Origin of the sequence: Sphingobium tyrosinilyticum, assembly GCF_042654265.1 — a bacterium.
In the GTDB taxonomy this organism is placed as follows: domain Bacteria; phylum Pseudomonadota; class Alphaproteobacteria; order Sphingomonadales; family Sphingomonadaceae; genus Sphingobium; species Sphingobium tyrosinilyticum.
In genome coordinates, this window is sequence record NZ_JBHSFZ010000008.1 from 143,124 (window position 1) to 167,785 (window position 24,662).

At 63.5% G+C, this 24,662-nt stretch carries 26 protein-coding genes; 6 read left to right on the forward strand and 20 right to left on the reverse strand.

Annotation, left to right across the window (positions count from 1 at the left end; all coding sequences use genetic code 11):
- Positions 1-12 precede the first annotated feature (12 nt).
- The gene (locus tag ACFO3E_RS06695) at positions 13-1,299 is read right to left on the reverse strand and encodes a class I SAM-dependent methyltransferase (RefSeq protein WP_380803343.1); all 1,287 of its coding nucleotides are present in this window, start codon (positions 1,297-1,299) and stop codon (positions 13-15) included.
- A 104-nt stretch (positions 1,300-1,403) separates the two neighbouring features.
- On the opposite strand from ACFO3E_RS06695, the gene dgcA reads away from it, so the two are divergent.
- Entirely contained in the window at positions 1,404-2,381 is a 978-nt protein-coding gene (gene dgcA, locus ACFO3E_RS06700; RefSeq protein WP_380803345.1) for an N-acetyl-D-Glu racemase DgcA, read from the forward strand.
- On the opposite strand, the gene ACFO3E_RS06705 is transcribed toward dgcA, so the two are convergent.
- The 5 genes from ACFO3E_RS06705 to ACFO3E_RS06725 form a co-directional block, all read right to left on the reverse strand.
- A complete protein-coding gene (locus ACFO3E_RS06705) occupies positions 2,375-2,773 on the reverse strand; it encodes a hypothetical protein (RefSeq protein WP_380803347.1) in 399 nt (132 codons plus the stop codon). The genes dgcA and ACFO3E_RS06705 overlap by 7 nt on opposite strands.
- An 89-nt stretch (positions 2,774-2,862) precedes the next feature.
- On the reverse strand, positions 2,863-4,032 hold the full coding sequence (locus tag ACFO3E_RS06710) for a mechanosensitive ion channel family protein (protein WP_380803349.1): 1,170 nt from the start codon (positions 4,030-4,032) through the stop codon (positions 2,863-2,865).
- Between the two features lie 22 nt (positions 4,033-4,054).
- A complete protein-coding gene (locus tag ACFO3E_RS06715; RefSeq protein ID WP_380803351.1) occupies positions 4,055-5,062 on the reverse strand; it encodes a DNA topoisomerase IB in 1,008 nt (335 codons plus the stop codon).
- A gap of 67 nt (positions 5,063-5,129) precedes the next feature.
- On the reverse strand, positions 5,130-5,834 hold the full coding sequence (locus tag ACFO3E_RS06720) for a hypothetical protein (RefSeq protein WP_066526691.1): 705 nt from the start codon (positions 5,832-5,834) through the stop codon (positions 5,130-5,132).
- Positions 5,834-7,201 carry a putative O-glycosylation ligase, exosortase A system-associated gene (locus tag ACFO3E_RS06725; protein WP_380803353.1) on the reverse strand — a complete coding sequence of 456 codons (1,368 nt, stop codon included), beginning with the start codon at positions 7,199-7,201 and terminating at the stop codon, positions 5,834-5,836. The genes ACFO3E_RS06720 and ACFO3E_RS06725 overlap by 1 nt, the downstream gene beginning before the upstream one ends.
- 200 nt (positions 7,202-7,401) lie before the next feature.
- On the opposite strand from ACFO3E_RS06725, the gene ACFO3E_RS06730 reads away from it, so the two are divergent.
- Both ACFO3E_RS06730 and ACFO3E_RS06735 read left to right on the forward strand, forming a co-directional pair.
- On the forward strand, positions 7,402-8,628 hold the full coding sequence (locus ACFO3E_RS06730; protein WP_380803355.1) for a TIGR04063 family PEP-CTERM/XrtA system glycosyltransferase: 1,227 nt from the start codon (positions 7,402-7,404) through the stop codon (positions 8,626-8,628).
- 4 nt (positions 8,629-8,632) lie between these two features.
- Positions 8,633-9,484: a hypothetical protein gene (locus ACFO3E_RS06735; protein WP_066529084.1), complete on the forward strand. Its 852-nt coding sequence runs from the start codon at positions 8,633-8,635 to the stop codon at positions 9,482-9,484.
- 10 nt (positions 9,485-9,494) lie between these two features.
- On the opposite strand, the gene ACFO3E_RS06740 is transcribed toward ACFO3E_RS06735, so the two are convergent.
- Together ACFO3E_RS06740 and ACFO3E_RS06745 are read right to left on the reverse strand one after the other, a co-directional pair.
- Entirely contained in the window at positions 9,495-9,866 is a 372-nt protein-coding gene (locus tag ACFO3E_RS06740; protein ID WP_380803357.1) for a hypothetical protein, read from the reverse strand.
- Positions 9,863-10,048, reverse strand: coding sequence for a hypothetical protein (locus ACFO3E_RS06745; RefSeq protein WP_380803359.1), 186 nt, complete (start codon positions 10,046-10,048; stop codon positions 9,863-9,865). The genes ACFO3E_RS06740 and ACFO3E_RS06745 overlap by 4 nt, the downstream gene beginning before the upstream one ends.
- A 115-nt stretch (positions 10,049-10,163) precedes the next feature.
- Here ACFO3E_RS06745 and ACFO3E_RS06750 point away from each other — a divergent pair, with 115 nt between their 5' ends.
- Complete coding sequence (locus ACFO3E_RS06750) at positions 10,164-10,829, forward strand: S24 family peptidase (protein WP_380803361.1); 666 nt, start codon at positions 10,164-10,166, stop codon at positions 10,827-10,829.
- Positions 10,830-10,971: 142 nt separating this feature from the next.
- A complete protein-coding gene (locus ACFO3E_RS06755; RefSeq protein ID WP_066526707.1) occupies positions 10,972-11,889 on the forward strand; it encodes an XdhC family protein in 918 nt (305 codons plus the stop codon).
- Positions 11,890-11,898: 9 nt separating this feature from the next.
- Here ACFO3E_RS06755 and ACFO3E_RS06760 read toward each other — a convergent pair whose 3' ends face one another.
- Genes ACFO3E_RS06760 through ACFO3E_RS06775 form a run of 4 tightly spaced genes read right to left on the reverse strand, consistent with a single transcriptional unit; the run spans position 11,899 to position 15,060 of the window.
- Positions 11,899-12,084, reverse strand: a complete 186-nt coding sequence (locus tag ACFO3E_RS06760; protein ID WP_066526709.1) for a YbdD/YjiX family protein — start codon at positions 12,082-12,084, stop codon at positions 11,899-11,901.
- Positions 12,081-14,126 (reverse strand): carbon starvation CstA family protein, encoded by a 2,046-nt coding sequence (locus tag ACFO3E_RS06765; RefSeq protein ID WP_066526711.1) that lies wholly within the window; start codon positions 14,124-14,126, stop codon positions 12,081-12,083. Before ACFO3E_RS06765 ends, ACFO3E_RS06760 begins: the two co-directional genes overlap by 4 nt.
- Positions 14,127-14,180: 54 nt before the next feature.
- On the reverse strand, positions 14,181-14,648 hold the full coding sequence (locus tag ACFO3E_RS06770) for a DoxX family protein (RefSeq protein ID WP_380803363.1): 468 nt from the start codon (positions 14,646-14,648) through the stop codon (positions 14,181-14,183).
- Positions 14,626-15,060 (reverse strand): pyridoxamine 5'-phosphate oxidase family protein, encoded by a 435-nt coding sequence (locus ACFO3E_RS06775; RefSeq protein WP_066526713.1) that lies wholly within the window; start codon positions 15,058-15,060, stop codon positions 14,626-14,628. Before ACFO3E_RS06775 ends, ACFO3E_RS06770 begins: the two co-directional genes overlap by 23 nt.
- 123 nt (positions 15,061-15,183) lie before the next feature.
- Here ACFO3E_RS06775 and ACFO3E_RS06780 point away from each other — a divergent pair, with 123 nt between their 5' ends.
- Positions 15,184-15,741 (forward strand): 2'-5' RNA ligase family protein, encoded by a 558-nt coding sequence (locus ACFO3E_RS06780; RefSeq protein WP_380803365.1) that lies wholly within the window; start codon positions 15,184-15,186, stop codon positions 15,739-15,741.
- Between the two features lie 70 nt (positions 15,742-15,811).
- On the opposite strand, the gene yihA is transcribed toward ACFO3E_RS06780, so the two are convergent.
- The 8 genes from yihA to ACFO3E_RS06820 form a co-directional block, all read right to left on the reverse strand.
- Positions 15,812-16,459 carry a ribosome biogenesis GTP-binding protein YihA/YsxC gene (yihA, locus tag ACFO3E_RS06785; protein WP_066526716.1) on the reverse strand — a complete coding sequence of 216 codons (648 nt, stop codon included), beginning with the start codon at positions 16,457-16,459 and terminating at the stop codon, positions 15,812-15,814.
- Between the two features lie 122 nt (positions 16,460-16,581).
- Positions 16,582-18,282, reverse strand: a complete 1,701-nt coding sequence (yidC, locus tag ACFO3E_RS06790) for a membrane protein insertase YidC (RefSeq protein ID WP_066526718.1) — start codon at positions 18,280-18,282, stop codon at positions 16,582-16,584.
- 37 nt (positions 18,283-18,319) lie between these two features.
- Positions 18,320-18,532: a membrane protein insertion efficiency factor YidD gene (yidD, locus tag ACFO3E_RS06795; RefSeq protein ID WP_066526720.1), complete on the reverse strand. Its 213-nt coding sequence runs from the start codon at positions 18,530-18,532 to the stop codon at positions 18,320-18,322.
- Positions 18,529-18,945, reverse strand: coding sequence for a ribonuclease P protein component (gene rnpA / locus ACFO3E_RS06800; RefSeq protein ID WP_066529091.1), 417 nt, complete (start codon positions 18,943-18,945; stop codon positions 18,529-18,531). The genes yidD and rnpA overlap by 4 nt, the downstream gene beginning before the upstream one ends.
- Positions 18,946-18,977: 32 nt before the next feature.
- Entirely contained in the window at positions 18,978-19,112 is a 135-nt protein-coding gene (gene rpmH / locus ACFO3E_RS06805; RefSeq protein ID WP_007683189.1) for a 50S ribosomal protein L34, read from the reverse strand.
- A gap of 127 nt (positions 19,113-19,239) precedes the next feature.
- A complete protein-coding gene (locus tag ACFO3E_RS06810; RefSeq protein ID WP_066526723.1) occupies positions 19,240-20,010 on the reverse strand; it encodes a DsbA family protein in 771 nt (256 codons plus the stop codon).
- Positions 20,007-21,359, reverse strand: a complete 1,353-nt coding sequence (locus ACFO3E_RS06815) for a M48 family metalloprotease (RefSeq protein ID WP_380803368.1) — start codon at positions 21,357-21,359, stop codon at positions 20,007-20,009. The genes ACFO3E_RS06810 and ACFO3E_RS06815 overlap by 4 nt, the downstream gene beginning before the upstream one ends.
- Positions 21,360-21,509: 150 nt before the next feature.
- On the reverse strand, positions 21,510-24,185 hold the full coding sequence (locus tag ACFO3E_RS06820; protein ID WP_380803370.1) for an Rne/Rng family ribonuclease: 2,676 nt from the start codon (positions 24,183-24,185) through the stop codon (positions 21,510-21,512).
- Between the last annotated feature and the right edge of the window lie 477 nt (positions 24,186-24,662).

Here is a 24,662-nt window from a genome sequence, read left to right on the forward strand (position 1 = left end):
AAGGCGATCCTGTCAGATGGACGGTGTAATTTCCGCCGCCAGGGTCATGATCCGGCGCGGCCCGGTGCGACCGGTGAGCGCATAGGCCATGTCGCCAGCTTCCCAATAAGCGATGATATCGCTTGCCCGACGGGCGAGCAGAGGCCGCGCTTCGGCGGGTGTCTCTGCCCGGTCGGCGAAGAAGGAGAGCTGCTCGCCAGCCGGAGTGATGATCGAAACCGCGATGGCGGGGCTGTCGGGCGTGGGGAAAAGCTGAACATCGGTGACGCGCCAGTTGCGCGGCAAAGCCGGAAGGATGATCCCTGTGGAACGGCGAATTTCGTCGGCATTGAGCGTCGCGCTTTCGACCTGCGACGCCATATTTTGCCGTAACAGACCGGCGCGATGGGATGCCGCGGCCTCGTCAAGGAAGGGGCTTGCCTGCGCGGCTTGGGGAAATTCGCCGAGCGCGCCTCTCGCGATCCAGCCTGTGGCGAGCAGCGCCGCCATGGCTGCGGCGCGGCGGAGATGCCTCCAACTGCGGCCGCCTTCATTGTCATTTGCCACTGGCAGCGAGATGTCGCGCCTGCGCCCGACCAGCGTGCCCTTCGTGCCGTCATGCATCAGGCGAAAGTCGATATGCGGCCAGCGCTGACGCCATCGGTGCGCGACAATCCGCTCGCCCGGGCGCGCCGCATCATCGAGCAGCACGACGGCGTTGGGTGACAGCCGCGCGAACAGGCTGTCGGCCGCACCGCGCACCAACGGATGGACCGACCAAGGCGGACCGTCGATGATCAGCAGGTCGATATGATCGGGCAGGGCGTCGAGCGCATACCAGCGCCCCGGCCAGTCCGAGCTTTCTGACGTAAGCGGGGCATGGCGCAGGTCGGCTTCCAGGCCATTATCAGCGAGCCATGTCCGTGTCGCATCGACAAAGCCGCCATGCTGATCGAAGCTGGTCAATCGGCCGCCGCCATGCAGGGCCAACGCCCGTGCCGCAACCAAGGTGGACGCGCCTGCGCCGAGTTCGACTACCTGCGCAGGTTGCAAACGTGCGATTTCCCGCACGATATGGCGGAGAAAGCCGACATCGGCCTTCCAGCTGCCGAGATGGGGAAGGGCGTCATGCGGCAGGGCGAGTTCCTTGAGGAGGGCGCGTTTGTCAGCCTTGCGCCCCCCCGAAAGGCTGGCCAGCAACCATGGCCAGCTGATGGCGCCAAAACCCAGGCGCCAGGCGAGGTCCGACATTCGGCGTCGCGCGTCGTCGGCCTGCTGTTCGGCCAGGGGGAGGAAACCAGTCAGTTCGCGGGACGTCACGGTGCGCCGATCCTCATATTAAAGCCTGCGGGACTATGCGGCGGCTCGGGATTTTCGCATAGACCCCAAATCTGCTCCCTCTTTCGTCCGTTCAGGAAACGCCGATGACCCGTATAATTTCCGCGACCGTCGAACGCTGGCCCGTGGCGGGGGCCTTCATCATCAGCCGGGGCGCCAAGACATCGGTCGATGTGGTCCTGTGCACGGTCGGTGATGGGAAGCATGTCGGTCGGGGTGAGGGAACGCCGATATATTATGAGGGCGAAACCGCCGAAGCCTGCGCGGCCGCGATCAACGCCTATGATGGTCCGTTGAATCGCGACGCGCTGCTGCGGGGAATGCCGCGCGGGGCGGCGCGCAATGCCCTTGACTGCGCACTGTGGGATCTGGAGGCCAAGCAGGCGGGCGCACCCGTCTGGCAGTTGGCGGGGCTCGCGCCGCCCGCTCCGCTGCCCACCGCCTTCACCATCAGCCTGAACGATCCCGCCCAGATGGAGGCGGATGCGCGGCTCGCCGCTGCCAAGGGGTTCGCCCTGCTGAAGTGCAAGCTCACGGGCGAGGGCGACCGGGCGCGAATCGCAGCTGTTCGGGCGGGTGCGCCCGATGCGCGGTTGATCGTCGACGCCAATGAAAGCTGGCATGACCTGGATATCGCAGCGGAAGCGGCGGCTCTGGCGCAGCTTGGCGTGGAAATGGTCGAGCAGCCGGTCTTTCACGGCCGTGAGGACAGGCTGGTAGGCGTGAAAGCGCCGTTGCCGCTGTGTGCCGATGAGAGCTGTCATACGCGGGCGGACCTTGACCGGCTCGGCGATTTCGACGCGGTCAATATCAAGCTCGACAAGGCTGGCGGGCTGACCGAGGCGCTGGCGTTGGCACGCGAAGCGCGCACCCGGAATTTTCGCGCGATGGTCGGATGCATGCTTGGAACCTCGCTCGGCATCGCTCCGGCGGCACTGGTGGCCCAGGGAGCGGACTGGATCGATCTCGACGGCGCGTTGTTGCTGGCCAAGGACCGTGAGGGCGGCTTGCCGCTGAAGGACGGGCTGCTTCATCCCGGCACGCTCTGGGGTACAGGTCAGTAGCCCAGCGTCAGGCCCACAGCATAATATTTGGGACCGACATTACCCTTCACCCGCAGCTTGGGAATGATCGGCATGGCGATCGTCGCATAGGGGCGCGTGTTATCGCTGCTGAAGCGGACGCCTGCGCCGATCGTCGCGAATGCAGGCAGCGAGTAGGTCGCTTCGACCCTGCCATAGAGCTCCGCATCGCCATCGTGCAGATAAATGCCGGCGCCAGGGGTCAGGCTGAAACCGGCGACGTCCAGCGCATAGCCCGCGCCAATCTCTGTGCCCCAATGGCCGTCTGCCCGGCCATAATTCAGTTCCGCTCCCAAGCCTTCGGCATGAGCGGCCGGTGCGAGGGCAAGGACGCCGAGCAAGGATGCGGCGGCAACGGTTTGGCGTATCATCATGATCTTCCCCAAATCTAGGCGTGCTGCTGCGTGACGGGCATGCGCGCGTCAGGCAAGCGAGGGGAAGGCGAGCCGAATCGAAAATCCGCTCAGGTGAAGCGCCTCGCCCTCTCATCGACAGGGTCAGCATCGGGATAGGGCATGATCGTTCGTCCATCCGGGGCAGCGGTGAAGCTCGTCTGGGTGGGATAGGCGAATTCGATGCCTTCCGCTTTGAACCGCTGCCAAATGGCTAGGCCGACCCGGTGCCGTGACTGGAAATAGTCGTGACGGTCGGGATCGGGCACATCGAAATTGAGTTCGAAATCCAGCGAACTCGCGCCGAAGCGCACAAGCCCCGCATTGACGAAATGGAACCCTTCGCCTTCGACGATGTGCTTCAGAATGGACGGAATGGTGTCGGCCTTTTCATCCGGCGTCTGGTAGATGATGCCGAGCGAAAAGGTCACTCGGCGCTGCTCCAGCGTATGAAGGCTGGTGATTTCCTTCTGCAGGAGATTGGCGTTGGAGATGACCTTCTTCTCGCCCGTCATGGCGCGCAGGCGCGTGCTTTTAAGCCCGATCTTTTCGACGCGGGCGGTGGTCTGGTCATAGGTGATGACCTCGCCGCGGCGGAAGGGCTTGTCGAAGATGATCGAAAGAGCGGCGAACAGGTCTGAAAATATGCCTTGGGCTGCAAGGCCGATGGCGATGCCGCCAATGCCGAGGCCAGCGACCAGGCCCGTGACGTTGACGCCCAGATTGTCGAGCACCACCACGGCGGCGATCGCGAACAGGCCGAAGGTCACGAGCACGCGGATCAGACCCATGGCGTTGGCGAGCGTTTCGCCATGCCCTTCGTCGCCGACCGTCTTGCGCTCTATGAGGCCCAGGATGATCTCCCGCGCCCAAATCGCCGCTTGGAACACGGCCGCGATGGTGAAGAGGAAGATGACCGTCTTCAGCACCATCTGGGGCGGGTTGGCGTAGCTTACCACCAACCGGGCGGCGACCAGCGCCATGAAGAAATGCGTCGTCCTGGCGATGGCGCGGCCGATGACATGGGGAAGGCCCAGCGTGTCGCCGGGCTTTCCATTGAGGCGGCTGCCGAACTGGCGCAGCGTGGCGAGGGTCAGATAGATGACGACGCCGACGCCCACCGCAACCAGGATCTGCAGCGCATGGATGGAGAACCAATTAACCGTCGAGTGCCACATCTCCGGAAGGTTCGGCGGGCGCACCGCGATGTCGGGAAGGGCAGGGTCTTTCTTTGCAGCCATGGGGATCCTGAAATGAGGGCGGTCAGGCCGCCAGGGGGAGTGCAGGGCTTGCGCCACGCTCTTCCAGAAAGGCGATCAGTCCGCGTTCGTAACGCGTCAGATAGCGCGTAGTGCGCGGCAAGCGAAGCCCTGCGCGCCATTCATCCTGTCCAGATTTGCAAAGTTCGATAAGCGCTGGGTGGATATAGCTTTTGCGGCTGATCGCGGGGGTGTTGCCCAGCGCTTCGGCAACGGGCGCGACCATCTGCGCAAGCGAGACAGGCCCCGACGCCAGCGTTTCGAACGCGATCGTGGAAGCGCCCCAGGTGCGAAAGTGCTTCGCGGTGAAATCGTGGCGCATGGCCTCGGCGATATAGGCGTTGACGTCGCCCGAACTGATCGGGCGGGCTACGCCATCTTCATCCAGATATTGGAACAGATGCTGGCCGGGGAGGTCTTGCATCGCGCGCACGAAGCGAAGCAGGCGGCGGTCGCTGATCGTCAGGTCATGCTCGCGGCCCGACTTGGCGCGGTAGCGTAGCCGCAGCTTTTGACCGGTAAGATCGACATGGCGGCGGCGGAGCGTCGTTGCGCCGAAGCTCTTGTTGGCGGTGGCATATTGTTCATTGCCGACGCGGACCTTGGCGAGGTCGAGCAGGCGGACGACTGCCGCGATCGTGCGCTCCTTGCGGAGACCGCGGGTCGATAGGTCTGCCTCGATCCGGGCGCGAAGGCGGGGCAAAGCGCGGCCGAACAGGGCGCACCCGCCATATTTCTCCGCCTCGCGCGCCGCTCGAAAGTCGGGATGGTAGCGATATTGCTTGCGGCCGCGATCGTCATAGCCGATCGCCTGGATATGGCCGTGCGGCAGCGGGCAGAACCAGCAATCCCGGTAGGCGGGCGGCATGCCGACGGCGTTGAGCCGGTCGATTTCATCACGATCGGTGATGCGTGTACCGTCGGGTAGGAAATAGGCCCAGCCCCGCTTCAGTGCGCGGCGCGAAATCCCCGGCAGGCTGTCATTGGCGTGGACAAGTCGATTTTGCGGCATGGGCTCCTTCTCAAGAGCCTCTAACCCGCCTTACTTTGCTTCGTTCCGCAGCTTTAGACCCGGGGGGTCAAGATCCGGTGAGCCGCCAGCGGAAGCCTCCGGCGCCGCGAAGACGCCAATGATCGGGATGGCGGCGGATCACCGACAGATGCGCGAGAGTGAGCGTGGCCGCCAAGACGCCCGCGGGCATTGCGAAGGCTGTGGTCGCGGGCAGGATCAAGGCGCACAGCAGCGCCACCCCGGCGGCGCTGGCGGTCAACATGGTCGATCGTGCTTCGCCATCAGGCCCGCGCATCCAGAAGACGCAGCCGCTCATGCCCAGGGCGAAAGCCATGGCGAGACGGGCCGGCTGGCCCTGTCCAGCGAGGCTGCAGCCGATCAGCAGGAGCAGGATGAGGGCGGCCAGGCCGCGGCGCGGAAGTCGGCCGAGCAGATAGGCCCCGACGGGATAGATGAGCAGTTCCCCCATCAATATTGCGGCCAGAATCGATCCTGCCAATGCGGCTTGCTGCGGTCCTGCGATCACGGCGACGACGGCTGTGCCCGCCCAGGGCACGAGGCGGCCGGGCGCCATGCGGATGTGGCTTGCCCAGCCGCGCAGGCCGGCGCGGGATTCCCATCGGCGATCGGCCAGACGGAGCTGAAAGGCGGCGATGATGAACAGCGCCTCCACGCCCCACGGCAGCAGGTCCGGGCCGATCATCGGCGACGCCAGCACGAGCCCGAGCAGCAGGCCATGGGCGACACCCAAAATGCGGAGTTCTCCGCTCATCACATTCCCCCCTTGATAGGCCGTAATGGTTGCAGTGGAACAAGCCGGCCCCGCGCCGCTGCCCCGCGCTTGCGCGCGAGATAGGTGTCGAGGCCGATCTGCAGCGATAGCATCATGAAGATGAAGGGCTGGTAAGCGATCCCGACGAACAGCGATCCGACCATATAGATGACATGCCCCTGTTGGAGCGCCAGCGCGAAGGGCGCGATCCATGCTTCGCCTGGAGCGTCGCTGTTACGGTAGAGGCGGCGGATCGATTCGGTGCGGATGAAGCAGATGAGGTGGATCAGCAGCCAGACGGCGAAACCGAAATAACCCTGTTCGCCAAGCATTTCGAAATAGGCGCTGTGATAGGCGCGGCCTTTGTCGGTGACGAGCCGCCGCTCGACGCGTGACCCGCCGCTGTCGGTCACCCGTTCCTGCATGTGATAGGTGAAGCTGTTCTGCAGATAATTGTCGAACCCGCCGCCGCCGGGGTGCTCCTTCACATAGTCGAGCGTCCATTTCCACACGGCGAGGCGCGTTGAGGCGCTTTCGTCGCCCTGATGATTCTCGATCGTGGACATGCGCTGGGTAAAGCTGGCGGGCAGGAAAGGGATAGCGGCGAGTGCGGCGATCGCCATCAAGGGCCCATAGACGAAACGCCGCTTCGACCGCATCAGCATCAGCCCAGCGAGGATCGCGATGCAGACAAGGCCGGTGCGCGCTTCGGTGCCGATGGGCATCAGCAGGCAGGCGAGACACAGCGCATAGGCGAAGCCGCGCACGCGCCAGTCCGGCGGGAAGATGGTGCCATGCTTCGCCAGCCAGAGGATCAGCGGGATCAGCGAAATGGCGACGCAGCTGATGATGCTGCCCTCATAAAGGCCGCTATTATTATCGACCATCAGGTTCAGCACGCCATAGCCGCCCCCCGACAGCGCCGTCTTCATGCCGCCGTTGATGATGATCGTACTGGCGCACAGCACCATGAAGAGGGTCAACGCCTCCAGCCGCAGCCTGGTGCGCAGGGTGAGGGGCAGGAAGATCGCGAAGATCATCGCTTTCCAAACCCATTCCCATTTGGTGTGGGCGTTGAGCGGGAAATCGGCGGTCGCGGTCGTATAACCGCACCAGGCTAGCAGGATCAAAAGCAGCACCTGGCGCATGGAAAAGCGGCAGTCGGATTTTTTGTCCACCAACAGCCATGCCCCCACAGCCAAGGCGAAGGCGATCGCGGAAATGGGGATGCGGTTCAGCAGGAAATAGGAAAGCCGTTGCGGCGAGACTATGTCGATATAGGTATAGACCGCGATCAGCAGGAAAGGCCGCCGCAAGCCGAGCAGGAAGAAAGCGCCGAGGAAGGCCAAGAAGAAGATGTCACGCATCGGGCGTGCGCTCCACCTGCGATTCGTCGTCCAGGTCGGGGCGCGACAGCAGCCGCCATGCCGCCAGGATGATCACGCCATGGCTGATCAGCAGGGAGAAGGCGTCAATCATCGCGTGAGGGATTCGTCCGTGGCCACGGCCTTTTCCTAGCGCGGCAGAGTTGACGGGCCGTTAAACCTTTTCCGGCACAAGTTTGCACATGACTCGGATACTTCATGTGCTCGATCACAGCCTGCCGATGCACAGCGGCTACACGTTCCGCACTCGCGCGATCCTGCGGGCGCAGATGGCGCGGGGCTGGGAGGTGCGGGGCATCACCGGCCATCGTCATGGCACGGCGGGCCCTGCCGAAGAGACGATCGACGGCCTTCATTTCCATCGCACGCCGGGCAATGCGGCGACGGGCAATCCGCTGCTGCGCGAATGGCGGGATATTTCCGCCCATGCCGACGCGATCGATGCGCTTATCGCGCACTGGCGGCCCGATGTGATCCATGCCCATTCACCGGTCTTGAACGCCATGGCGGCCCAGCGTGCGGCGAAGCGGCACGACATTCCCCTGGTCTATGAAATCCGCGCCTTTTGGGAAGATGCGGCGGTCGGCAACGGCACGGGTATAGAAGGTAGCCCGCGTTACTGGCTCACCCGGCAGCTGGAAACTCATGCGGTGCGAGCGGCCGATGCGGTCGCGGTGATATGCGAAGGGCTGAGGCAGGATCTCGTCTCTCGCGGCATCGATGCGGCCAAGATCATCGTGTCGCCCAATGGGGTGGATATGGAGCAGTTCGGAACTCCCGTGCCGCGTGATCCGGCACTTACGCAAAAGCTGGGGCTAGAGGGTGCCGATGTGGTCGGCTTCATCGGCAGCTTTTATGATTATGAGGGGCTGGACGATCTCATCGCAGCCATGCCGCGACTCGTGCGTGCGCGCCCGAAGGTCAAGCTGTTGCTGGTCGGTAGCGGTCCTTGCGAACAGGCGTTGCGCGATCAGGCGACGGCTTCGCCCTTTGCCGACCATATTCTTTTCGTTGGCCGGGTGCCGCACGATCAGGTCGAGAATTATTACGCGCAGGTCGATGTCCTCGCTTATCCGCGTAAGCTGATGCGCCTTACCGATCTGGTGACGCCATTGAAGCCGCTGGAGGCGATGGCACAGGGGCGGCTGGTCGCTGCGTCGAGCGTCGGGGGGCATCGCGAATTGATCGAGGATGGCGTCACCGGCACCTTGTTTGCGCCGGGCGATCCGGCGGCGATGGCGACGGCGCTGGCGGGCATGTTCGCCGATAGGGGCTTCTGGGACGATCGGCGCGGGGTCGCGCGGGCCTTTGTCGAGCGTGAGCGTAACTGGTCGTCAAATATTCTGCGGTACGAGCCTGTTTATGAGCGGCTGTTGCAGCGTTCGCAGCGCGTGCGCGCCGCCGCCTGAGTCGATGGCGACCGCGATTCGGCGACATGGGACGATCACCCCGGCTGTGCTGGGCGGTCTCGCCGTGGCGTTGATCCTGTTGGCGATGCCGGCGGGCGTGGTCGAAACGGTCGTGGCGTCGAGCGGGCTCAGCGAAGCCTGGCCTGCTGCCGCGCCGCCACTGGGGATGAAGGCGCGACTGCTGCTCGCCGGCTTTGGCGCGCTGATGGGAATGGGCTGCCTGTGCTTCAACGCCGCGCCAGCGCCTGGGAAAGAGAATGGACGCCGTCGCGGTGTCCCGGGAGTGAGTAGAATGGGTTTTGCATTGCCGAAGCTGAACTGGCTGTCCCGCAGCCGCGCGGCGGGTTCGTCCCGGGTGTCGCGTCCATTGGCGCGCCGCGCCGATGCGCACCCCGACGCGCCCATACGCACGCCGATCTTCGCCAGTCGCGATTTTGGCGGGTTGGAAATATTCCCCCGCATTGCACCTGCGCCCGTCGAGCGGCCAGAGCAGGCCGGGCCAGAGCAGCAGCCGATGACGCTGTCTTTCAAGCCGCTGGCTGAAGAGGCCGAGGCCGCTCCCGAACTGATTGGGGCGGAATTCGAAGAAATGAGCGCGGCCGTGCACGCAGCCAGCGCAGAACGGGGCGGACAGTCCTCACCTGGCGGCCAAGCGCCGTCGCTTAGCGAACTGACCGCCCGTTTCGAACGGGGCCTTGCCGAGCGCGTGCGTGGCACGAGAGCGGCAGCCAGCGTGATTGCCGACATGCCGGTGGAGCAGCCCGTTCCGGTCCGCGATCGGCTCGAGGACGATGTGGACCAGGCGCTGCGTGCGGCGCTGGGCACCTTGCGGGCAATGGCAGACCGCACGCGCTAAGGACCCTTTATTACCAATCTTCGATGGTCAGGGCCGAAAGCTCGATCACTTCTTCTTGTGGGGCGGAGTGGCCGCCGTCTATCGTGATGTCGGCGACGAAGTGCCGGGGGAGCGACCATTCCGCTTCCTCCAGACCTGCCGCGAATACCGCTCGCCTTTCTTGCGCGTCTGGCCCGGAAAGACGCAGGGCGATGACATGCCGCCTTCCCTGAAACAATGCGCTCGCCCACGGACGACTGGCGGCGCGTTCGACAATCGCGGGTTCCCCGGCGCGTTCCAGCAGTTGGACCAGAAGCCGGGGCAGGGGATCCTTGCCTCGCAAGCGGCTTCCTTCATTTCCGATCAGATTTCGGGGCTGGCGGATATGATCGATGCTTGTCATTGGCCGACGCTCCTGCGATATGCGTTCATGAAATGTTCTATTCGTCTCTTGATCCGTTCCCCTGGCTCGCGACCTTGGCGCAGGTCGAACACCAGACGAGGATCGCGCACGCTTTCTCGTCCGAAGCGTGTCGCGGGGATGCCGTTGTCCCGCAGAAATTTCTCGACGGCGCGAAGCAGCATATTTTCCATTCTCCCTCTTCCAAAGGACTCGCCCGCTGCGAATCCCTGAGCTTCTTCCTATCTCTTATCCTATTTCCTACTTGTCTAGGAAAAATCCTATCATTATGGATGAATCATGGTCGGTAATGGAGAAGATCCGCGCGTGGTGCTGGAACGGCTGATTGCCGAACGGGGGGAGAATTATGCCGATCTGTCTCGGCTGCTAAAGCGCAATCCGGCCTATGTTCAGCAGTTCATAAAGCGCGGCACGCCGCGTAAGCTGGACGAAGAGGACAGACGCGTGTTGGCGCGTTATTTCGGCGTGGCTGAAGAAATGCTTGGCGGGCCGCGAGGGCAGGTGCCGATTGAAAGGAAATCGCGGCCGCTGCCCGCCGTGGTGCCGGTGCCGCGATTGTCGCTCGGCGCCTCGGCAGGTTCACTCGATGAGGATGAGCGGGCGGCGGGCGTGCTGGCGTTCGACGCCAATTGGCTGCGGCATCTGGGCGTTCGCCCGCAGCGCGTCTCCATCATCCGCGTTGATGGCGAATCGATGGCGCCGACACTGAATGACGGCGATGAGATCATGGTCGATCATGATGATGACGCGACGCGGCTCCGCGACGGGGTCTATGTGCTGCGGCTGGACGGTGTGCTGATGGTAAAGCGCATCGCGATGGGCCCCCGGCGCGGGCTGTTCAGCGTACTCAGCGATAATCGTCATTATCCCGGCTGGGTGGATATAGAGCCGGCGCTGGTAGCGATCGTCGGCAGGGTGGTATGGACCGGACGGCGGCTCGTCTAAGGGCTGATCGACATCCAGCCATGCGGGCCTGCAAAGCGCCGGGGATCACGCTTTTCGGCTCCACCTGAATTGAATGTCGATCAGCCCTCGCTTGGCGTCGCGGTTGCGGCTTCCTATCTGCTGACCGGCAAGGAGATCCGGCTTGAACGACAATGACGCGGTGATCCGCAAGGCGATCGAGTGGCGCGGCGCGCCCATGGCGCTGGCGACAGTGGTATCGACCTGGGGATCGGCGCCCCGGCCGCGCGGCAGCCATATGATCGTGCACCAGGATGGCCGTTTCGAAGGCAGCATCTCGGGCGGCTGCGTCGAGGCCGATGTATTGCAGCGTGCGGAGGAGGTAATTGCAGGCCGCCCGGCGCATGTCGAACGCTATGGCGTTGCCGACGACGACGCTTGGGCGGTGGGACTGCCCTGCGGCGGCCAGATCAGCGTGCTGGTGCAGCCGGTGGGCGAGGGCGGCTTTGCGCCTGCACTGTTCGACCGGGTTGCACAGGCGCGGGAGCAAGGGCGCGCGCTCCTTCTTTCTACTGACCTCGACACGGGGCTGAGCCGGGAAGGCGCCATCGAAGGCCAGTTCCAGAACCGCTACGATCCGCCGCGCCGGCTGCTGATCGTGGGGGCTGTCCAGATTGCTCAGGCCCTGAGCGCCCTTGCAACGGCGATCGGCGTGACGCCGGTGGTGATCGATCCGCGCGGGCGGTTCCTGACAAACGAGCGCTTTCCCGGCGTCGAACTGGATGATCGCTGGCCCGACGAGGCGATTGCCGCGCGTCAGCCGGGGGAGGCGACGGCGGTGGTGACGCTTAGCCACGACATCAAGATCGATGATCCGGCACTGGCCGCAGCGTTGCGGGCGCCCACCGGCTATGTCGCGGCGCTGGGATCGCGCAAGAGCCATGCGGCACGGCTGGAGCGGCTGACGGCCATGGGCTTTTCAGCAGAGGAGTTGGCGCGGATCGACGGTCCGGCGGGCCTCAACATCGGAGCGGTGGGCGCAGCGGAGATCGCGCTGTCCATTGCGGCCGGGATGATTGCAGGGTTCAATGCGCGGGCCTGACCGGCGCGCTTAGCAGCACTTGCCCCCATTTTTGCCGCCGTAGCGCGCTTCCTGCCGCTCACGGAAAAATTGCGCGTGCGTCATTACGGGCTGGTCCGGATGATGCGTCAGCATGTGCCGGGCGTAGCTGTCATAGTCCGGCACGCCGACCATCATCCGCGCTGTTCGCCGAATCCTGTCCAGCAGCCCGCTCATTCCGCGGGCACCAGCGCCGGAATCTCGCGTGCCGTCGGTCCGTTCGTCCGCCGCGCGGCGAGGCAGGTGCGGATCGTGAAGAAGAGCAGCGAGAGGACGACCGCTAGGAAGATCGCGACTAACCCCGCGTCCACCCGGTCGTTGAAGATGATCTGCCGCATTTCCGCCATCGACTTGGCCGGGGCGAGGACCGTGCCTTCCTCCGCTGCCGCGCTGAACTTGGCGGCATGGGCAAGGAAGCCGACTTTCACATCGCTGGACACGAGCTTTAAGAGGCCCGCCGACAGGGTGCAGACCAGCAGCCATGTCGTCGGGATCATCGTCACCCAGGCATAACGGTCCTGCTTCATGCGGAACAACACCGCCGTGGCCAGCATGAGCGCGATGGCGGCGAGCATCTGGTTGGAAATGCCGAACACCGGCCACAGCGTGTTCACGCCGCCCAGCGGATCGGTGACACCCTGATAGAGGAAGAAGCCCCATGCCGCGACGGTAAGCCCAGTCGCAACCAGGCTGGGGCCGATGCTCTTCGTCTCCTTGAAGCTGGGCACGGCCAGCGCGATCAAGTCCTGCAGCATGAAACGGCCCGCGCGTGTGCCCGCGTCCACGGCAGTCAGGATGAACAGCGCTTCGAACAGGATCGCGAAATGATACCAGAAGGCCTTCATCGCCGGGCCACCTACGACATGAGAAAAGATTTCCGCCATGGCCACCGCAAGCGTCGGCGCGCCGCCCGCTCGCGAGATGATTGTATGTTCGCCGACGTCCTTCGCTGTCTGGGCGATCAGTTCGGGCGTGATGGGGAAGCCCATGGCGGTTACGGCCGCCGCCGCGCTTGAGGCATCGGTGCCGATCACCGCTGCCGGGCTGTTCATCGTGAAATAGACGCCGGGGTCCAGGATGGACGCCCCTACCAGGGCCATGATGGCGACGAACGCCTCCATCAGCATCGCGCCATAGCCGATGATCGGCGCGTCGGCTTCGCTGGCGATCAGCTTGGGCGTGGTGCCGCTGGCGATCAGCGCGTGGAAACCAGACACAGCGCCACAGGCGATGGTGATGAACAGGAAGGGGAAGAGCCCGCCCGACCAGACCGGGCCATTGCCGTTCACGAACTGCGTGACCGCATGCATCTTGAGCGGCGGGGCCATGATGACGATACCGATGGCGAGTGCGGCGATCGCGCCGATCTTGAGGAAGGTGGACAGATAATCGCGCGGAGCCAGCAGCAGCCAGACCGGCAGCACCGAAGCGACTGCGCCGTAGCCGATGAGTATCCAGCACAACTGCACCGGCGTGAAGGTGAAGATGGGACCCCAGACGGGCGAGAGCGCCACGCTCTGCCCATAAACGATTGCCGCCAGCAGCCCGACCAGACCCAGCAGAGACACTTCTCCGATCCGACCCGGCCTGATCCAGCGCGTATAGGCGCCCATCAGCATGGCGAGCGGCACGGTCGCCGCCACCGTAAACATGCCCCACGGGCTTTCGGCGAGCGCCTTCACCACGATCAGCGCCAGAACGGCAAGGATAATGACCATGATCATGAAGGCGCCGAACAGCGCTATGGTGCCTGCAACCTGGCCCATCTCCATGCGGATCAGCTCGCCTAGCGACTTGCCGTCGCGGCGCATGGAGATGAAGAGGATCATGAAGTCCTGCACCGCACCGGCCAGCACGACCCCTGCGATGATCCAGATCGTGCCGGGCAGATAGCCCATCTGCGCGGCGAGGACCGGGCCAACGAGCGGTCCCGCCCCCGCGATGGCTGCGAAATGATGGCCGAACAGCACAACGCGATCTGTCGCGACATAGTCCAGGCCGTCGGCCCGCCTGATAGCAGGGGTGGGCCGCGACGGATCGAGCCGCATCACGGCGCGGGCGATGTAGAGCGCATAGTAGCGGTAGGCGACGAGAAAGCTGCTGACTGCGGCTATGACGATCCAGAGAGCATTGACCGCCTCGCCGCGCGACACTGCGACGACGGACAGGGCGGCTGCGCCGATAATGGCGATCGGGATCCATGGGATATGCCGGGTCATCACTCTCTCTGGCTTTGCTCTGAAAGGTCGGCGGTCACAGTAAGGCCGCGTCCTTCAAAGACAATCACCCATCTTCCGGGCCACGCCCTTTCGCCTGAACGGCCAGTCGATGACGCCGCTGGCCCAGAGCGCCCACCAGATGATGACCGGCTGCAACAACAGGCGTGGCCCATGATACCACCAGCCAAGATGCGCCTCGCCCAGCGGGATGTCGTTGATGGCGTGGTTGAGATTGGCTGGCCAGACACATAGGGCATAAAGGGCAAGCCCGACGCCAGCTGCCCGGCGGAGGCGTGGAATGTGCAATCCGATCGCCCCCGCTATCTCCGCCAGCCCAGTGAGGGCGACAACCTGAGCAGGCCAGGGCACCCAGGGGGGCGTGATCGCGACGAAGCCGCTCGGCCGAGTGAGATGCGCGATGCCCGCAACCAGATAAAACGCTGACAGAAGCCACAGCGCCGCTATGCGAATGCGGTCCCGTCGGTTGGCCTCTGACGGCTTAGAGGCCGACTTCCCCTTCATCTTCGCCATCCCAATAATGGGCGCGTTCAGCGCGAACCTTGATCATCACAAGACCAGGGGTATCCACGCCCTGTTCGAACCAGCGCTCCAGATCGCTATTCCAATGCGCCTCAAATTCCGTCTTGTCACGGATCAGATCAGCGCGACCTTCGATGGCGACAAACAGGGGCCGCTGGTTCAGCAATCCGGCGCTGCCCTGAAAGGAGAGGCCGACATTGGGGTTTTGCTCGATGTCTCGGACCATCACCGTGTCATCCGTCGTGAAATAATAGCTATCGCCATCATATTCGACGTCACGATTGTTGCTCATGGGGCGGGCGCCGATACGGCCGTCACCTGCATGAGTGGAGAGCATCGCGAAGTCGATATCCTTCATCGCTTTCGCAAGTTGCGCCAGCGTCCGCTGAACCATCGGTGCTACTCCTTTCAATTTTCAAAACCCCAACGCCCGGACCGGCAAAGGGCTCCGGTGAGGACTCGCAATGCGAAGAATAAGAACATATAGCGAACATATCACGAATCAAAAGGATCAGCGATGCGCCACGATATGCGCACCAAAGCCTTGTACCGGCTGTTCTTTGCGCTCCAGACTTCGCCGGTGATTGCACGGCAGATCGACTATCTGGCAGAAAGTCTGGCCAATGGGGCGCGCCGGATTTTGCCGGAGCATCAGCATATGACCTTGGCCATTACAGCCGATTATGATGATTATCCCTATGCAGTGATCAAGGCACTGCTGCGCGCGGGAACGACCATCATGGCGGAACCTTTCGATCTGCCGCTTGATCGTTTGAGCTTCAGCAATCGGTCGGCTGCATTGCGGCCGTCATCCTCCCTGCCACTGCTTAACGCGTTGCAGCGGTCGATCATCGACGCGATGCGCGGGGCAGGGGTGATGCTGCGCCCCGGCTGGAGCTTCAGTCCGCGTCAGACACTATTCTATCGTAACGGGCCGCCTGAGCAGAGAAGGATCGAAGGCTTTCACTGGCGGGTGGAGCAATTCGCGTTGCTGTGCAGCCATGTCGGCCAAACGCGGCATGAGACTTTGGGAACATGGCCGCTCACAGGAGACGGGCAATATTCGCTGTTTTAGGGCGTTAGCACAGCCAGCGCCCGTTGCCTCCGCGAGCCGTTCAAGGGGGCCGACGGCCAAGGACCTCAACTCACCCTTGAGTTACGCTCTCCAGCACCGCAGCCCGCAATTCGGGGATGCCCATGCCTTTCTCGCTGGACGTCGGGATAATGTCGGGATGAGCGGCGGGACGCTTGCGGATGGCTTCGCCCACCGCCGCAATGACCTCGGCCAGATGGCTGGCCTTCACCTTGTCCGCCTTGGTCAAGACGACCCGGTAACTCACTGCGGCCGCGTCGAGCATGTCGAAAATATCCTTATCGACATCTTTGATGCCGTGGCGGCTGTCGATCAGCACCAGCGTTCGCTTCAGCTTCGCGCGGCCGCGCAGATAATCGTTCACCAGGAAGCGCCACTTCCGGACCATGTCCTTGGGCGCCTTGGCATAGCCATATCCCGGCATATCGACGAGGCGGAAGCGCAGCGGATCTCCCACATTGAAGAAGTTCAATTCCTGCGTCCGCCCCGGCGTGTTGGATGTGCGCGCGAGGCCGTTGCGGCCGGTGAGAGCGTTGAGGAGCGAGGACTTGCCGACGTTGGATCGGCCCGCGAAGGCGACTTCGTTGACCGACATGTCGGGCAGGAATTTGAGGTCCGGCGCGGACTTCAGGAAGGCGATCGGTCCGGCAAAGACCTTGCGCGCTTCCTCGATCAGGTCGGCCTGCTGCTGTTCGTCCACACTAGGTCCGTTCGGTTCAAGCTTATCGAGAATTATAGACGCACCGTTCTGGTCGCGCCTTTCTTGAACGTCTGCTGCAAGCAGGCAATCGAGAGGCTCGACCGAACGGGCGTTGAACGATGCTATTTCGCCTCTGCCGCATTCAGAACGGGATGGCGTTTGTACAGCCACCACTGCTGGAGCATCGACAGGCAGTTGTTGGTGATCCAGTACACCAGCAGGCCCGCCGCGAAGGGCGCCATGATGAACATCATCATCCAGGGCATGATCGCGAACACCTGCTGTTGCATGGGGTCCATCTGCGCGGGGTTCAGCTTGAACTGGAAATACATGCTGATGCCCAGCAGCAGCGCCAGCACACCGATCGCAAGGAAGGAGGGCGGCGTGAAGGGCAGCAGGCCGAACAGGTTCAAAATGTGCAGCGGATCGGGCGCGGACAAATCCTTGATCCACAGCACGAAGGGCTGGTGACGCATTTCGATCGTCAGCTGCAGCACCTTGTAGAGCGCGAAGAAGATCGGGATTTGGATGAAGATCGGGAGGCAGCCGGCGAGGGGATTGACCTTCTCGCGCTTGTAAAGTTCCATCATCTCCTGCTGAAGCTTGGGCTTGTCATCCTTATACTTCTCCTGCAGCGCCTTCATCTTGGGCTGCACCGCGCGCATCGCCGCCATGCTGGCGAACTGACGCTGCGCGACCGGGAACATCAGCGCGCGGACGACGAAGGTCAGGCAGATGATGGCGACGCCGAAATTGCCGATATGTTCGAATAGCCAGTGGAGCAGCGCGAAGATCGGCTTTTCGAACCAGTAGAACCAGCCCCAGTCGATCGCCCGGTCGAACAGCGGAATGCCCGCGTCCTGATAGGCTTCGAGCGTCTTTACTTCCTTCGCGCCGACAAACAGGCGGACGGTCTGCGTGATGGCCTTGCCCGGCGCAAGCATGGTGGGGGCAAGGCTGTAATCCGCCTGATATTGGGTGCCCGCACCCTTGCGGAATTGGCCTTCGAAGGCGGCCTTCTGATCAGGCACGAGAGCCGACAGCCAATATTTGTCAGTGAAGCCGAGCCAGCCGCCGGTGGATTGGAAGCTTTGGGTCGAAGGACCCTTGGCGAGATCCTTGTAGTTCACATCATAATTGGCCGCGCCGTTGAACACGCCCATCGGGCCGATATGGATGGTCCAGGTATCGGGATCATGCGGGATGCCGGAACGGCTGATATAGCCAAAGGGCTTCACGCCCACCGTACCCGCGCCGCTGTTCGACACCTTCTGTTGCGCAGTGATCATGTAATTTTCGTCCACCGAAAGGCGGATCTCGAAAGTTTGGCCCGTGCCATTGTTCCAGCGCAGGGTCACCGGGCTTGTCGGCGTGAGTTCCTTGCCCTCGGCGGCCCAGACGCTATTGGCGTCCGGTGCCTTCAATCCTTCACCCTGCCAGCCGAAGCCGGCGAAGAAGGCGTCCTTGGTGCCCGATGGGCTGTAGAGGCGCACGAAGGGCGAATCCTTCGCGATCGTCTCTCCATAGGTGGGCAGCACGATGTCGTCGATCCGCGCGCCCTTCAGGTTGATGGAGCCGGTCAGCTTGGGCGTGCGGATTGGTAGGCGCGGACTTTCCTTTAGCACCAACGCGCGGTCGCGAATCGCGGAGGGAGTGCCGGCCACGGGGCTGGCCCCCTGCGAGACGGGTGTGGTCTTGCCGCCTTCGATCTTCGTCGCCGGCGGATTGGCGGCGGGGAAGAAATGCTTGGCGATGTAAGGCCAGCCGAACAGGATCGCCGCGGTCAGCAGCACCGCCAGAATAATATTCTTCTTGTCGTCCACGCTTGTCGGCTCCGCCGTCTTTTAGTGAAAATCTTTGTCAGGGGACCGGGTCGTAGCCCGACCCTCCCCAAGGGTGGCATCGCATTAGCCGCTTCGTGGCGAGCCAGCTACCCTTCACCGCACCATATTTGCGGATAGCCTCGATCGCATATTGCGAGCAGGACGGTGCATAGCGGCAAGACGGCGGCAATATGCGCGACGGGCCAAGCTGCCAGAAGCGGGCGATGAGGATGAGCAGGCGGGCGATCATTGCTCCGCTTCCTCCTGTCCAGGCCCAGAAGCGGCCGAAATGTGCCTTTTACGTTCCGGGGAGCGGGGGGAGCGGCCGCGCGATTCGCCCGCTGGCCGCGTCATCACCTTGCGCAGCGCCTTTTCCAGTTCGGCGCGCAGCAGGCTGAAGTCTCGTTCTATGCCGTCCGAACGGCCGATCAGCACATGGTCCGCGCCTGGTACGCCATGGACCGGCAGCAGCTCCCGCGCCAGAACGCGAAAACGGCGCTTCATCCGGTTGCGGATGACAGCGCCGCCAATCTTCTTCGTAACGGTGATGCCGTAGCGCATCGCCGCGTCGCCATCGGCGCGTTCGCGCACCAGCAGGACAAAGCCCGGCATCGGCGCACGCCGCCCGCGATTCGCCGCCAGGAAATCGGCGCGCCGGACCATGATGGCAGGCGCGCTGTTCGGCGGCGCGTCGTTCAGGCGCTCAGGCTCTTGCGGCCGCGGGCGCGACGGGCGCGCAGCACGTTGCGGCCGCCGGGGGTCGCCATGCGGGCGCGGAAACCGTGACGGCGCTTCCGAACCAGATTGCTCGGCTGATAGGTGCGCTTCATCGTTCATTCCTCAAAGCAAAACAAAATCGGGCGTGACAAAAAAGGGCCGCCGTGGGGCGGCCGCATGTCAGGGGGCGTCCGATAGGCAAAAGGCGGGGACGAGTCAATGGCGGAGGACGGGATTGACCTACTTCGCTCGGACCGCCGCAACTGCCTGCTTCAGCGCATCATAGCCCACCGCGCCGTTCAATACCTGGTCGCCGACGACGAAGGTCGGAGTACCTGTCGCGCGCAATTTTTGCGCCAACGCGATATTGGACTGGATTTCCGCATCATATTTGCTGCTGGCCATCGCGGCCTCAGCCGCCTGGCGATCGATCCCGACCTTTGCGGCAGCGGCCAAGATGGTTTCGCGCGTGACCTTGCCACCGGCATAGAGCGCGCGATGATAGGGCATATATTGGCCCTTATCGGCCGCAAGCAAAGAGACCTTGGCCGCGTCGGCGCTTTGGTCGGACAGGATGGGCAACTCGCGATATACGACCTTCAGCCCCTTGTCCTCACCCACCAGCTTCGCAAGATCAGGCAGCGAGGCTCGGCAATAGCCGCAGGCATAGTCGAAAAATTCGACCAAGGTCACATCCCCATTCGCCGCGCCTTCCCAGGCGCCCGCATAGGGTGTTTCGATTGCCTTGCGGCTCTCACCGATGCTGTCGGAAACCCGTTTCGCCTGCAGCCTTTCGACCGCTTCGGGAATGATCTCGGGATGCTCCAAGATATAGTCGCGCACGATTTTTTCGATCGCTGCCTTGTCACCCACAGCGACACTGCCCGTGCTTTGCATGCCAAGGGCCGCGCCGGTCGCGGTGGCGGCGATGAAGGCGAAAGCGCCCAGCGTCATTTGAATCGTCCTATTGGAGAGGGCCGCGCGAAAGCCGGGCCGAGAGGGTTCGGTCATCTTTTCTTCCGCTTCTGTTCGACGGCCGCGCGTGAAACCATGGCGATATCCTGCGCCCGCAGATAGTCAACCGTTCCCGCCTTCAACCCCTGCATGGCGGCGTCGGCGCTGCGCAATGCCATCTGGTCATCGCCCATCAGCGCATAGCGTTCGGCCGTCGCCAGTGCCGCGCGGGGCGTGTCGCCGCGCCGCTCGTACACGACGCCCAGCTGATACCAGGCGAAGGGATTTTCCCGATCGCGGGCTACGGCATTGCGAAGCACCTGTTCGGCCTCGGCGAAATTCTTGTCATCCTCAGTCGCGATCAGCGCATGCCCCAGCATCGTCGCGATCAGCGGCTGGCGGGTAAGCTGCACGGCCTCACGCAGCGGCGGGATGGCGTCGGCTGGACGGCCGCTTTCCAGCAGCACCTGGCCCTTGAGTTCTAGGAAATACGGGTCATGCGGTTGAGCCGTCAGCAGAGCGTCCACCTCGCTCATCGCCTTGTCCGGGTAAGCGCTTTTGTGCCAAGCATAGGCCCGCGCATAATGAGCCGGGATCGACTGGTCGCTTTCCGGATATTTAATCAGAGTCTGATTGGGTTCGGACACGAAGCCGACGAGCTTCGCCTTGATGCGTTCGAACCGCGCCTCCAGCTTGGGGTCCATCGGCTTGTTCCAGGACGGATCGACCGTATAGACTTCGCGCAGGACGTTGATGCGCTCGCCCGAGAGCGGGTGGGTGCGGCCGTAGCTGTCATCCTGCGGGATGGCGAGGCGATATTCCTGATTTTGCAGCTTCTTGAAGAAGTCGAGGCTGCCTTTGCCTGACAGGCCGGCCTTGCTGAGATAGCGGGCGCCCGCAAGGTCCGCCGAGCTTTCCTGCGCGCGGGAGAAGGCGAGAAATTTGCCCATCGCGGCCTGCTGGCCCATGCCCAATATGCCCATGCCGGCTTCCGCGCCACCCGCGGCGATTGCGGCCGCGCCCAACACCAGGCTAAGCAGGGTGATGCCGGTCGCTTCCCTCATCCCCTCGGCCGAGCGGATGACATGGCCTCCCTCAATATGGCCGAGTTCATGCGCGACCACGCCCTGCAACTGGTTCACATTGTCGGCGGTGGCGATCAGGCCGCTATGCAGCCACACATATTGGCCCCCCGCAACGAAGGCGTTGATTTCCCGATCGTTGAGAACAAACACCTGGACATTGCGCGGTTCCATACCTGCGGCATGCACAAGCGGGGCGGACATGTCGGCCATGAAGGCTTCGGTTTCAGCGTCGCGGAGGATTTGCTGGGCGGCCGCAGGTTTGCCCAGCAGCGATAGGCTCGCGACCGCAATTGCGGCACTATGAAGCCAACGGCGCTTCACGGACGGCCAGCGCGGATAGGAGTAGCAACAGGCATGCCGCGATGCCGATGGCAGCGGAGCCCTGAACGAAGCGTGAAGCGAGAACGCCGCCGCCATCCGGTGAGAACCGGCAGGGCGGCGGCGTTGCTCATAAGGACGTAAGAGTCCCAGTTATTGGCCGAAGGTCCGCTGCCACCAGCCACGGCGCGGCGCGCTTTCTTCTTCGGCCTGTGATGCGGCTGCGCTCGCGTCATCGAGCATAGCAGCACCGCTGTCATTTGCGCCGACCGGCTCTGCGCCAGCTTCCGCTTCGGTTGCCGCCTGCGCGGCCACGGACTCAGCGATCGAAGGCGCTTCTGCCGCTTCCTGGGCCATGGCGTCTGCCTTCTTGCGGCGGGTACGCTTGGGCTTGGCGGGGGCTTCGGTCTCCGCTTCCACGCCCGCGGGCGCCTCGGCAGGAGCCTCGGCCGCAACGTCCGCCTTCTTCTTGCGGGTGCGCTTCGGCTTGGCGGGCGCTTCCTCGGCAGGCGCTTCGACTGCAGCTTCAACCACCTCGACTGGAGCCTCGACGGCTTCCTTGACCTTCCGCGTGCGCGGACGGCGGCGCGTCTTGGGAGCCTCCTCAGCGGGCGCTTCCGGCGCGGCTTCTACCGGTGCTTCGACGGCAGGTTCAGCTGCGACGGACTCGGCTGCTTCAGGGGCTGCTTCTGCAGCTTCTGCAGCTTCTGCAGCCGCTTCCTCAGCCCCGCCTTCATCACCTTCGCGACGACGGCGTCCACCACGGCGACCACGGCGGCCACGGCGGCGGCTGGCTTCTTCGCTTTCAGCATTCGCCTCGACCGGATGCTCTCCGGCCTCTTCCACGATCGCTTCGGCGTCCTCGCCTTCCTCGCTCTCACCCTCGGCGGCGGCTTCAGCCTCGCCCTCTGCGCGATGTTCCTCGCGCTGTCCGCCACGGCGACGGCGACGGCGACGACGGCGACGGCCGCCTTCGCGATCCTCGCCACGATCGCCACGCTCGTCGCGTTCGGCGGCTTCGACCTCTTCGATCTCTTCTTCTTCCAATTCCTCGACGATATCGAGGTCATCTTCTTCCTCGACGAGTGGGGCATAGGTCACCACCCGTTCCGGACGCGGCCCGCTGGCTTCGACCGACATGCGTGCCCCCTCAACCTCCCCATCGGGCAGGATCGCGATCCGCACGCCATAGCGCTGCTCGATCTCGTCCAGTTCGGCGCGCTTGTTGTTGAGGACGTAGAAGGCGGCTTCCTGGCTGGCGCGCAGCGTGACCAGGCTGCCACGTCCACGCGCGGCTTCCTCTTCCAGCATGCGCAGCGCGCCAAGGCCCGCCGACGAAGCGGTGCGGACAAGGCCGGTGCCTTCGCAATGCGGGCACTGGCGGGTCGATGCTTCCAGCACGCCGGTGCGCAGCCGCTGGCGGCTCATTTCCATGAGGCCAAAGCCAGAGATGCGGCCAACTTGGATGCGGGCGCGATCGTCCTTCAGCGCCTCCTTCATCGCCTTTTCGACCTTACGGATGTTGGAGTTCATCTCCATGTCGATGAAGTCGATCACGACCAGGCCCGCCATGTCGCGCAGGCGCAGTTGGCGGGCGATTTCGCGTGCGGCTTCCAGATTCGTAGCGACGGCGGTCTGCTCGATGCCATGCTCGCGGGTCGAACGGCCGGAGTTGATGTCGATCGATACCAGCGCTTCGGTCGGGTTGATGACCAGATAGCCGCCCGACTTCAGCTGCACGACGGGGTTGTACATCGCCGCCAGCTGATCCTCGACGCCTGCGCGCTGGAACAGCGACACCGCATCGGCATATTGCTGCACCCGCCGCGCGTGGCTGGGCATCAACAGTTTCATGAAGTCCTTGGCGGCGCGATAGCCTTCCTCGCCTTCGACGATGACCTCGTCGATATCCTTGTTGTAGATATCGCGGATCGCACGCTTGATGAGGTCGCTGTCATTGTGGATCAGCGCGGGCGCGGCCGACTTCAGCGTCTTTTCGCGGATTTCGTCCCACAGGCGGGCGAGATAGTCGAAGTCGCGCTTGATCTCCGGCTTGGTGCGCTGCAGCCCGGCGGTGCGGACGATGCAGCCCATGGAAGAGGGCAGTGCCATTTCCGCGATGATCGACTTCAGCCGCTTACGGTCGGCGGCGTTCGAAATCTTGCGCGAAATGCCGCCGCCATGGCTGGTGTTGGGCATCAGCACGCAATAGCGGCCGGCGAGTGAGAGATAGGTGGTCAGCGCCGCGCCCTTGTTGCCGCGCTCTTCCTTGACGACCTGAACCAACAGCACCTGGCGGCGCTTGATGACGTCCTGGATCTTGTAGCGGCGGCGGAGCGCCATGCGCTTGCGGCGCAGTTCATCGGCAGCATCGTCGCCACCGCGCTTGCGGCGGCCGGGCTTGTCCGCGCCTTCGCTGCTTTCGGCGGCTTCGCCTTCTTCATCCTCATGATGCGTGGCTTCGACGACTTCGACGCCGTCCTCGCCATGATGATCATCCTCGTCATCATAGTCGGCGCGCAGAGCGGCCTCTTCCTCCGCATGCGCGCGTTCTTCGCGCAGCAGCGCCTCGCGGTCTTCGCGTGGAATCTGGTAATAATCGGGGTGGATTTCGCTGAAAGCGAGGAAGCCGTGGCGATTGCCGCCATAATCGACGAAGGCCGCCTGCAGCGAGGGTTCTACACGGGTAACCTTGGCGAGATAGATATTGCCCTTGAGCTGCTTGTGCTCGGCGGACTCGAAATCAAATTCCTCGATCCGATTTCCCTTGACGACCGCGACCCGGGTTTCTTCCCGGTGGCGCGCATCGATCAGCATACGCATTGTCATTTATGAGTCTCCGGCGATGACGGCCTGCGGCGCTTGGCCGGGCTGTCACGCGATAGTGAAGGGACGAATGCAGTCGCGCCGCCAGCGGCGCGGGTGGTGCTATCATCCGGTTTGACAGGAAAAACTGCGCTTCTGCTGCATCGGCAGGGCCGGGCAAACCGCCGGTCCGCTCCATCCACGCCGCATCGCCCGCTACCGGACTCAGCGTGGAATGGAATTCATGCCTCATGCAGCGTCAACCTGTTCGTAGCATCGGGTCCGAGCGGCTGGCGCCCGCCGATGCTGTCGTGAAAGCTCCCGAAAGAGCCGCGCCTGATTTGGGCGTTTCTTTCAGGAATGTGAAGGGGTAGCAGTCAAAGGCCAGCCTAGCAACGTCCCGCACAAAATTGTTTCGCCACGATGAACGGCGGCATTCCGCGATCATGGGGCAAACATGGTGAAGCAAAGGTTAAGGCCGGGCGCAGGCGGTCGGCAAGA

What these genes read in the sequence shown, in the direction of transcription:
- ACFO3E_RS06725 (WP_380803353.1), bottom strand. Translation starts at nt 7,201, where the DNA reads ATGCGTGACATCTTCTTCTTGGCCTTCCTCGGCGCTTTCTTCCTGCTC.
- ACFO3E_RS06745 (WP_380803359.1), bottom strand. Translation starts at nt 10,048, where the DNA reads ATGCTGCTTCGCGCCGTCGAGAAATTTCTGCGGGACAACGGCATCCCC.
- rnpA (WP_066529091.1), bottom strand. Translation starts at nt 18,945, where the DNA reads ATGGTCCGGCGCGCCGATTTCCTGGCGGCGAATCGCGGGCGGCGTGCG.
- ACFO3E_RS06710 (WP_380803349.1), bottom strand. Translation starts at nt 4,032, where the DNA reads ATGGCTGCAAAGAAAGACCCTGCCCTTCCCGACATCGCGGTGCGCCCG.
- ACFO3E_RS06720 (WP_066526691.1), bottom strand. Translation starts at nt 5,834, where the DNA reads ATGAGCGGAGAACTCCGCATTTTGGGTGTCGCCCATGGCCTGCTGCTC.
- dgcA (WP_380803345.1), top strand. Translation starts at nt 1,404, where the DNA reads ATGACCCGTATAATTTCCGCGACCGTCGAACGCTGGCCCGTGGCGGGG.
- ACFO3E_RS06775 (WP_066526713.1), bottom strand. Translation starts at nt 15,060, where the DNA reads ATGGTTCAGCGGACGCTGGCGCAACTTGCGAAAGCGATGAAGGATATC.
- ACFO3E_RS06810 (WP_066526723.1), bottom strand. Translation starts at nt 20,010, where the DNA reads ATGACCGAACCCTCTCGGCCCGGCTTTCGCGCGGCCCTCTCCAATAGG.
- ACFO3E_RS06780 (WP_380803365.1), top strand. Translation starts at nt 15,184, where the DNA reads ATGCGCCACGATATGCGCACCAAAGCCTTGTACCGGCTGTTCTTTGCG.
- ACFO3E_RS06770 (WP_380803363.1), bottom strand. Translation starts at nt 14,648, where the DNA reads ATGAAGGGGAAGTCGGCCTCTAAGCCGTCAGAGGCCAACCGACGGGAC.
- ACFO3E_RS06735 (WP_066529084.1), top strand. Translation starts at nt 8,633, where the DNA reads ATGGCGACCGCGATTCGGCGACATGGGACGATCACCCCGGCTGTGCTG.
- ACFO3E_RS06705 (WP_380803347.1), bottom strand. Translation starts at nt 2,773, where the DNA reads ATGATGATACGCCAAACCGTTGCCGCCGCATCCTTGCTCGGCGTCCTT.
- ACFO3E_RS06715 (WP_380803351.1), bottom strand. Translation starts at nt 5,062, where the DNA reads ATGCCGCAAAATCGACTTGTCCACGCCAATGACAGCCTGCCGGGGATT.
- ACFO3E_RS06765 (WP_066526711.1), bottom strand. Translation starts at nt 14,126, where the DNA reads ATGACCCGGCATATCCCATGGATCCCGATCGCCATTATCGGCGCAGCC.
- rpmH (WP_007683189.1), bottom strand. Translation starts at nt 19,112, where the DNA reads ATGAAGCGCACCTATCAGCCGAGCAATCTGGTTCGGAAGCGCCGTCAC.
- ACFO3E_RS06760 (WP_066526709.1), bottom strand. Translation starts at nt 12,084, where the DNA reads ATGAGCGGGCTGCTGGACAGGATTCGGCGAACAGCGCGGATGATGGTC.
- ACFO3E_RS06820 (WP_380803370.1), bottom strand. Translation starts at nt 24,185, where the DNA reads ATGACAATGCGTATGCTGATCGATGCGCGCCACCGGGAAGAAACCCGG.
- ACFO3E_RS06740 (WP_380803357.1), bottom strand. Translation starts at nt 9,866, where the DNA reads ATGACAAGCATCGATCATATCCGCCAGCCCCGAAATCTGATCGGAAAT.
- ACFO3E_RS06730 (WP_380803355.1), top strand. Translation starts at nt 7,402, where the DNA reads ATGACTCGGATACTTCATGTGCTCGATCACAGCCTGCCGATGCACAGC.
- yidD (WP_066526720.1), bottom strand. Translation starts at nt 18,532, where the DNA reads ATGATCGCCCGCCTGCTCATCCTCATCGCCCGCTTCTGGCAGCTTGGC.
- ACFO3E_RS06750 (WP_380803361.1), top strand. Translation starts at nt 10,164, where the DNA reads ATGGTCGGTAATGGAGAAGATCCGCGCGTGGTGCTGGAACGGCTGATT.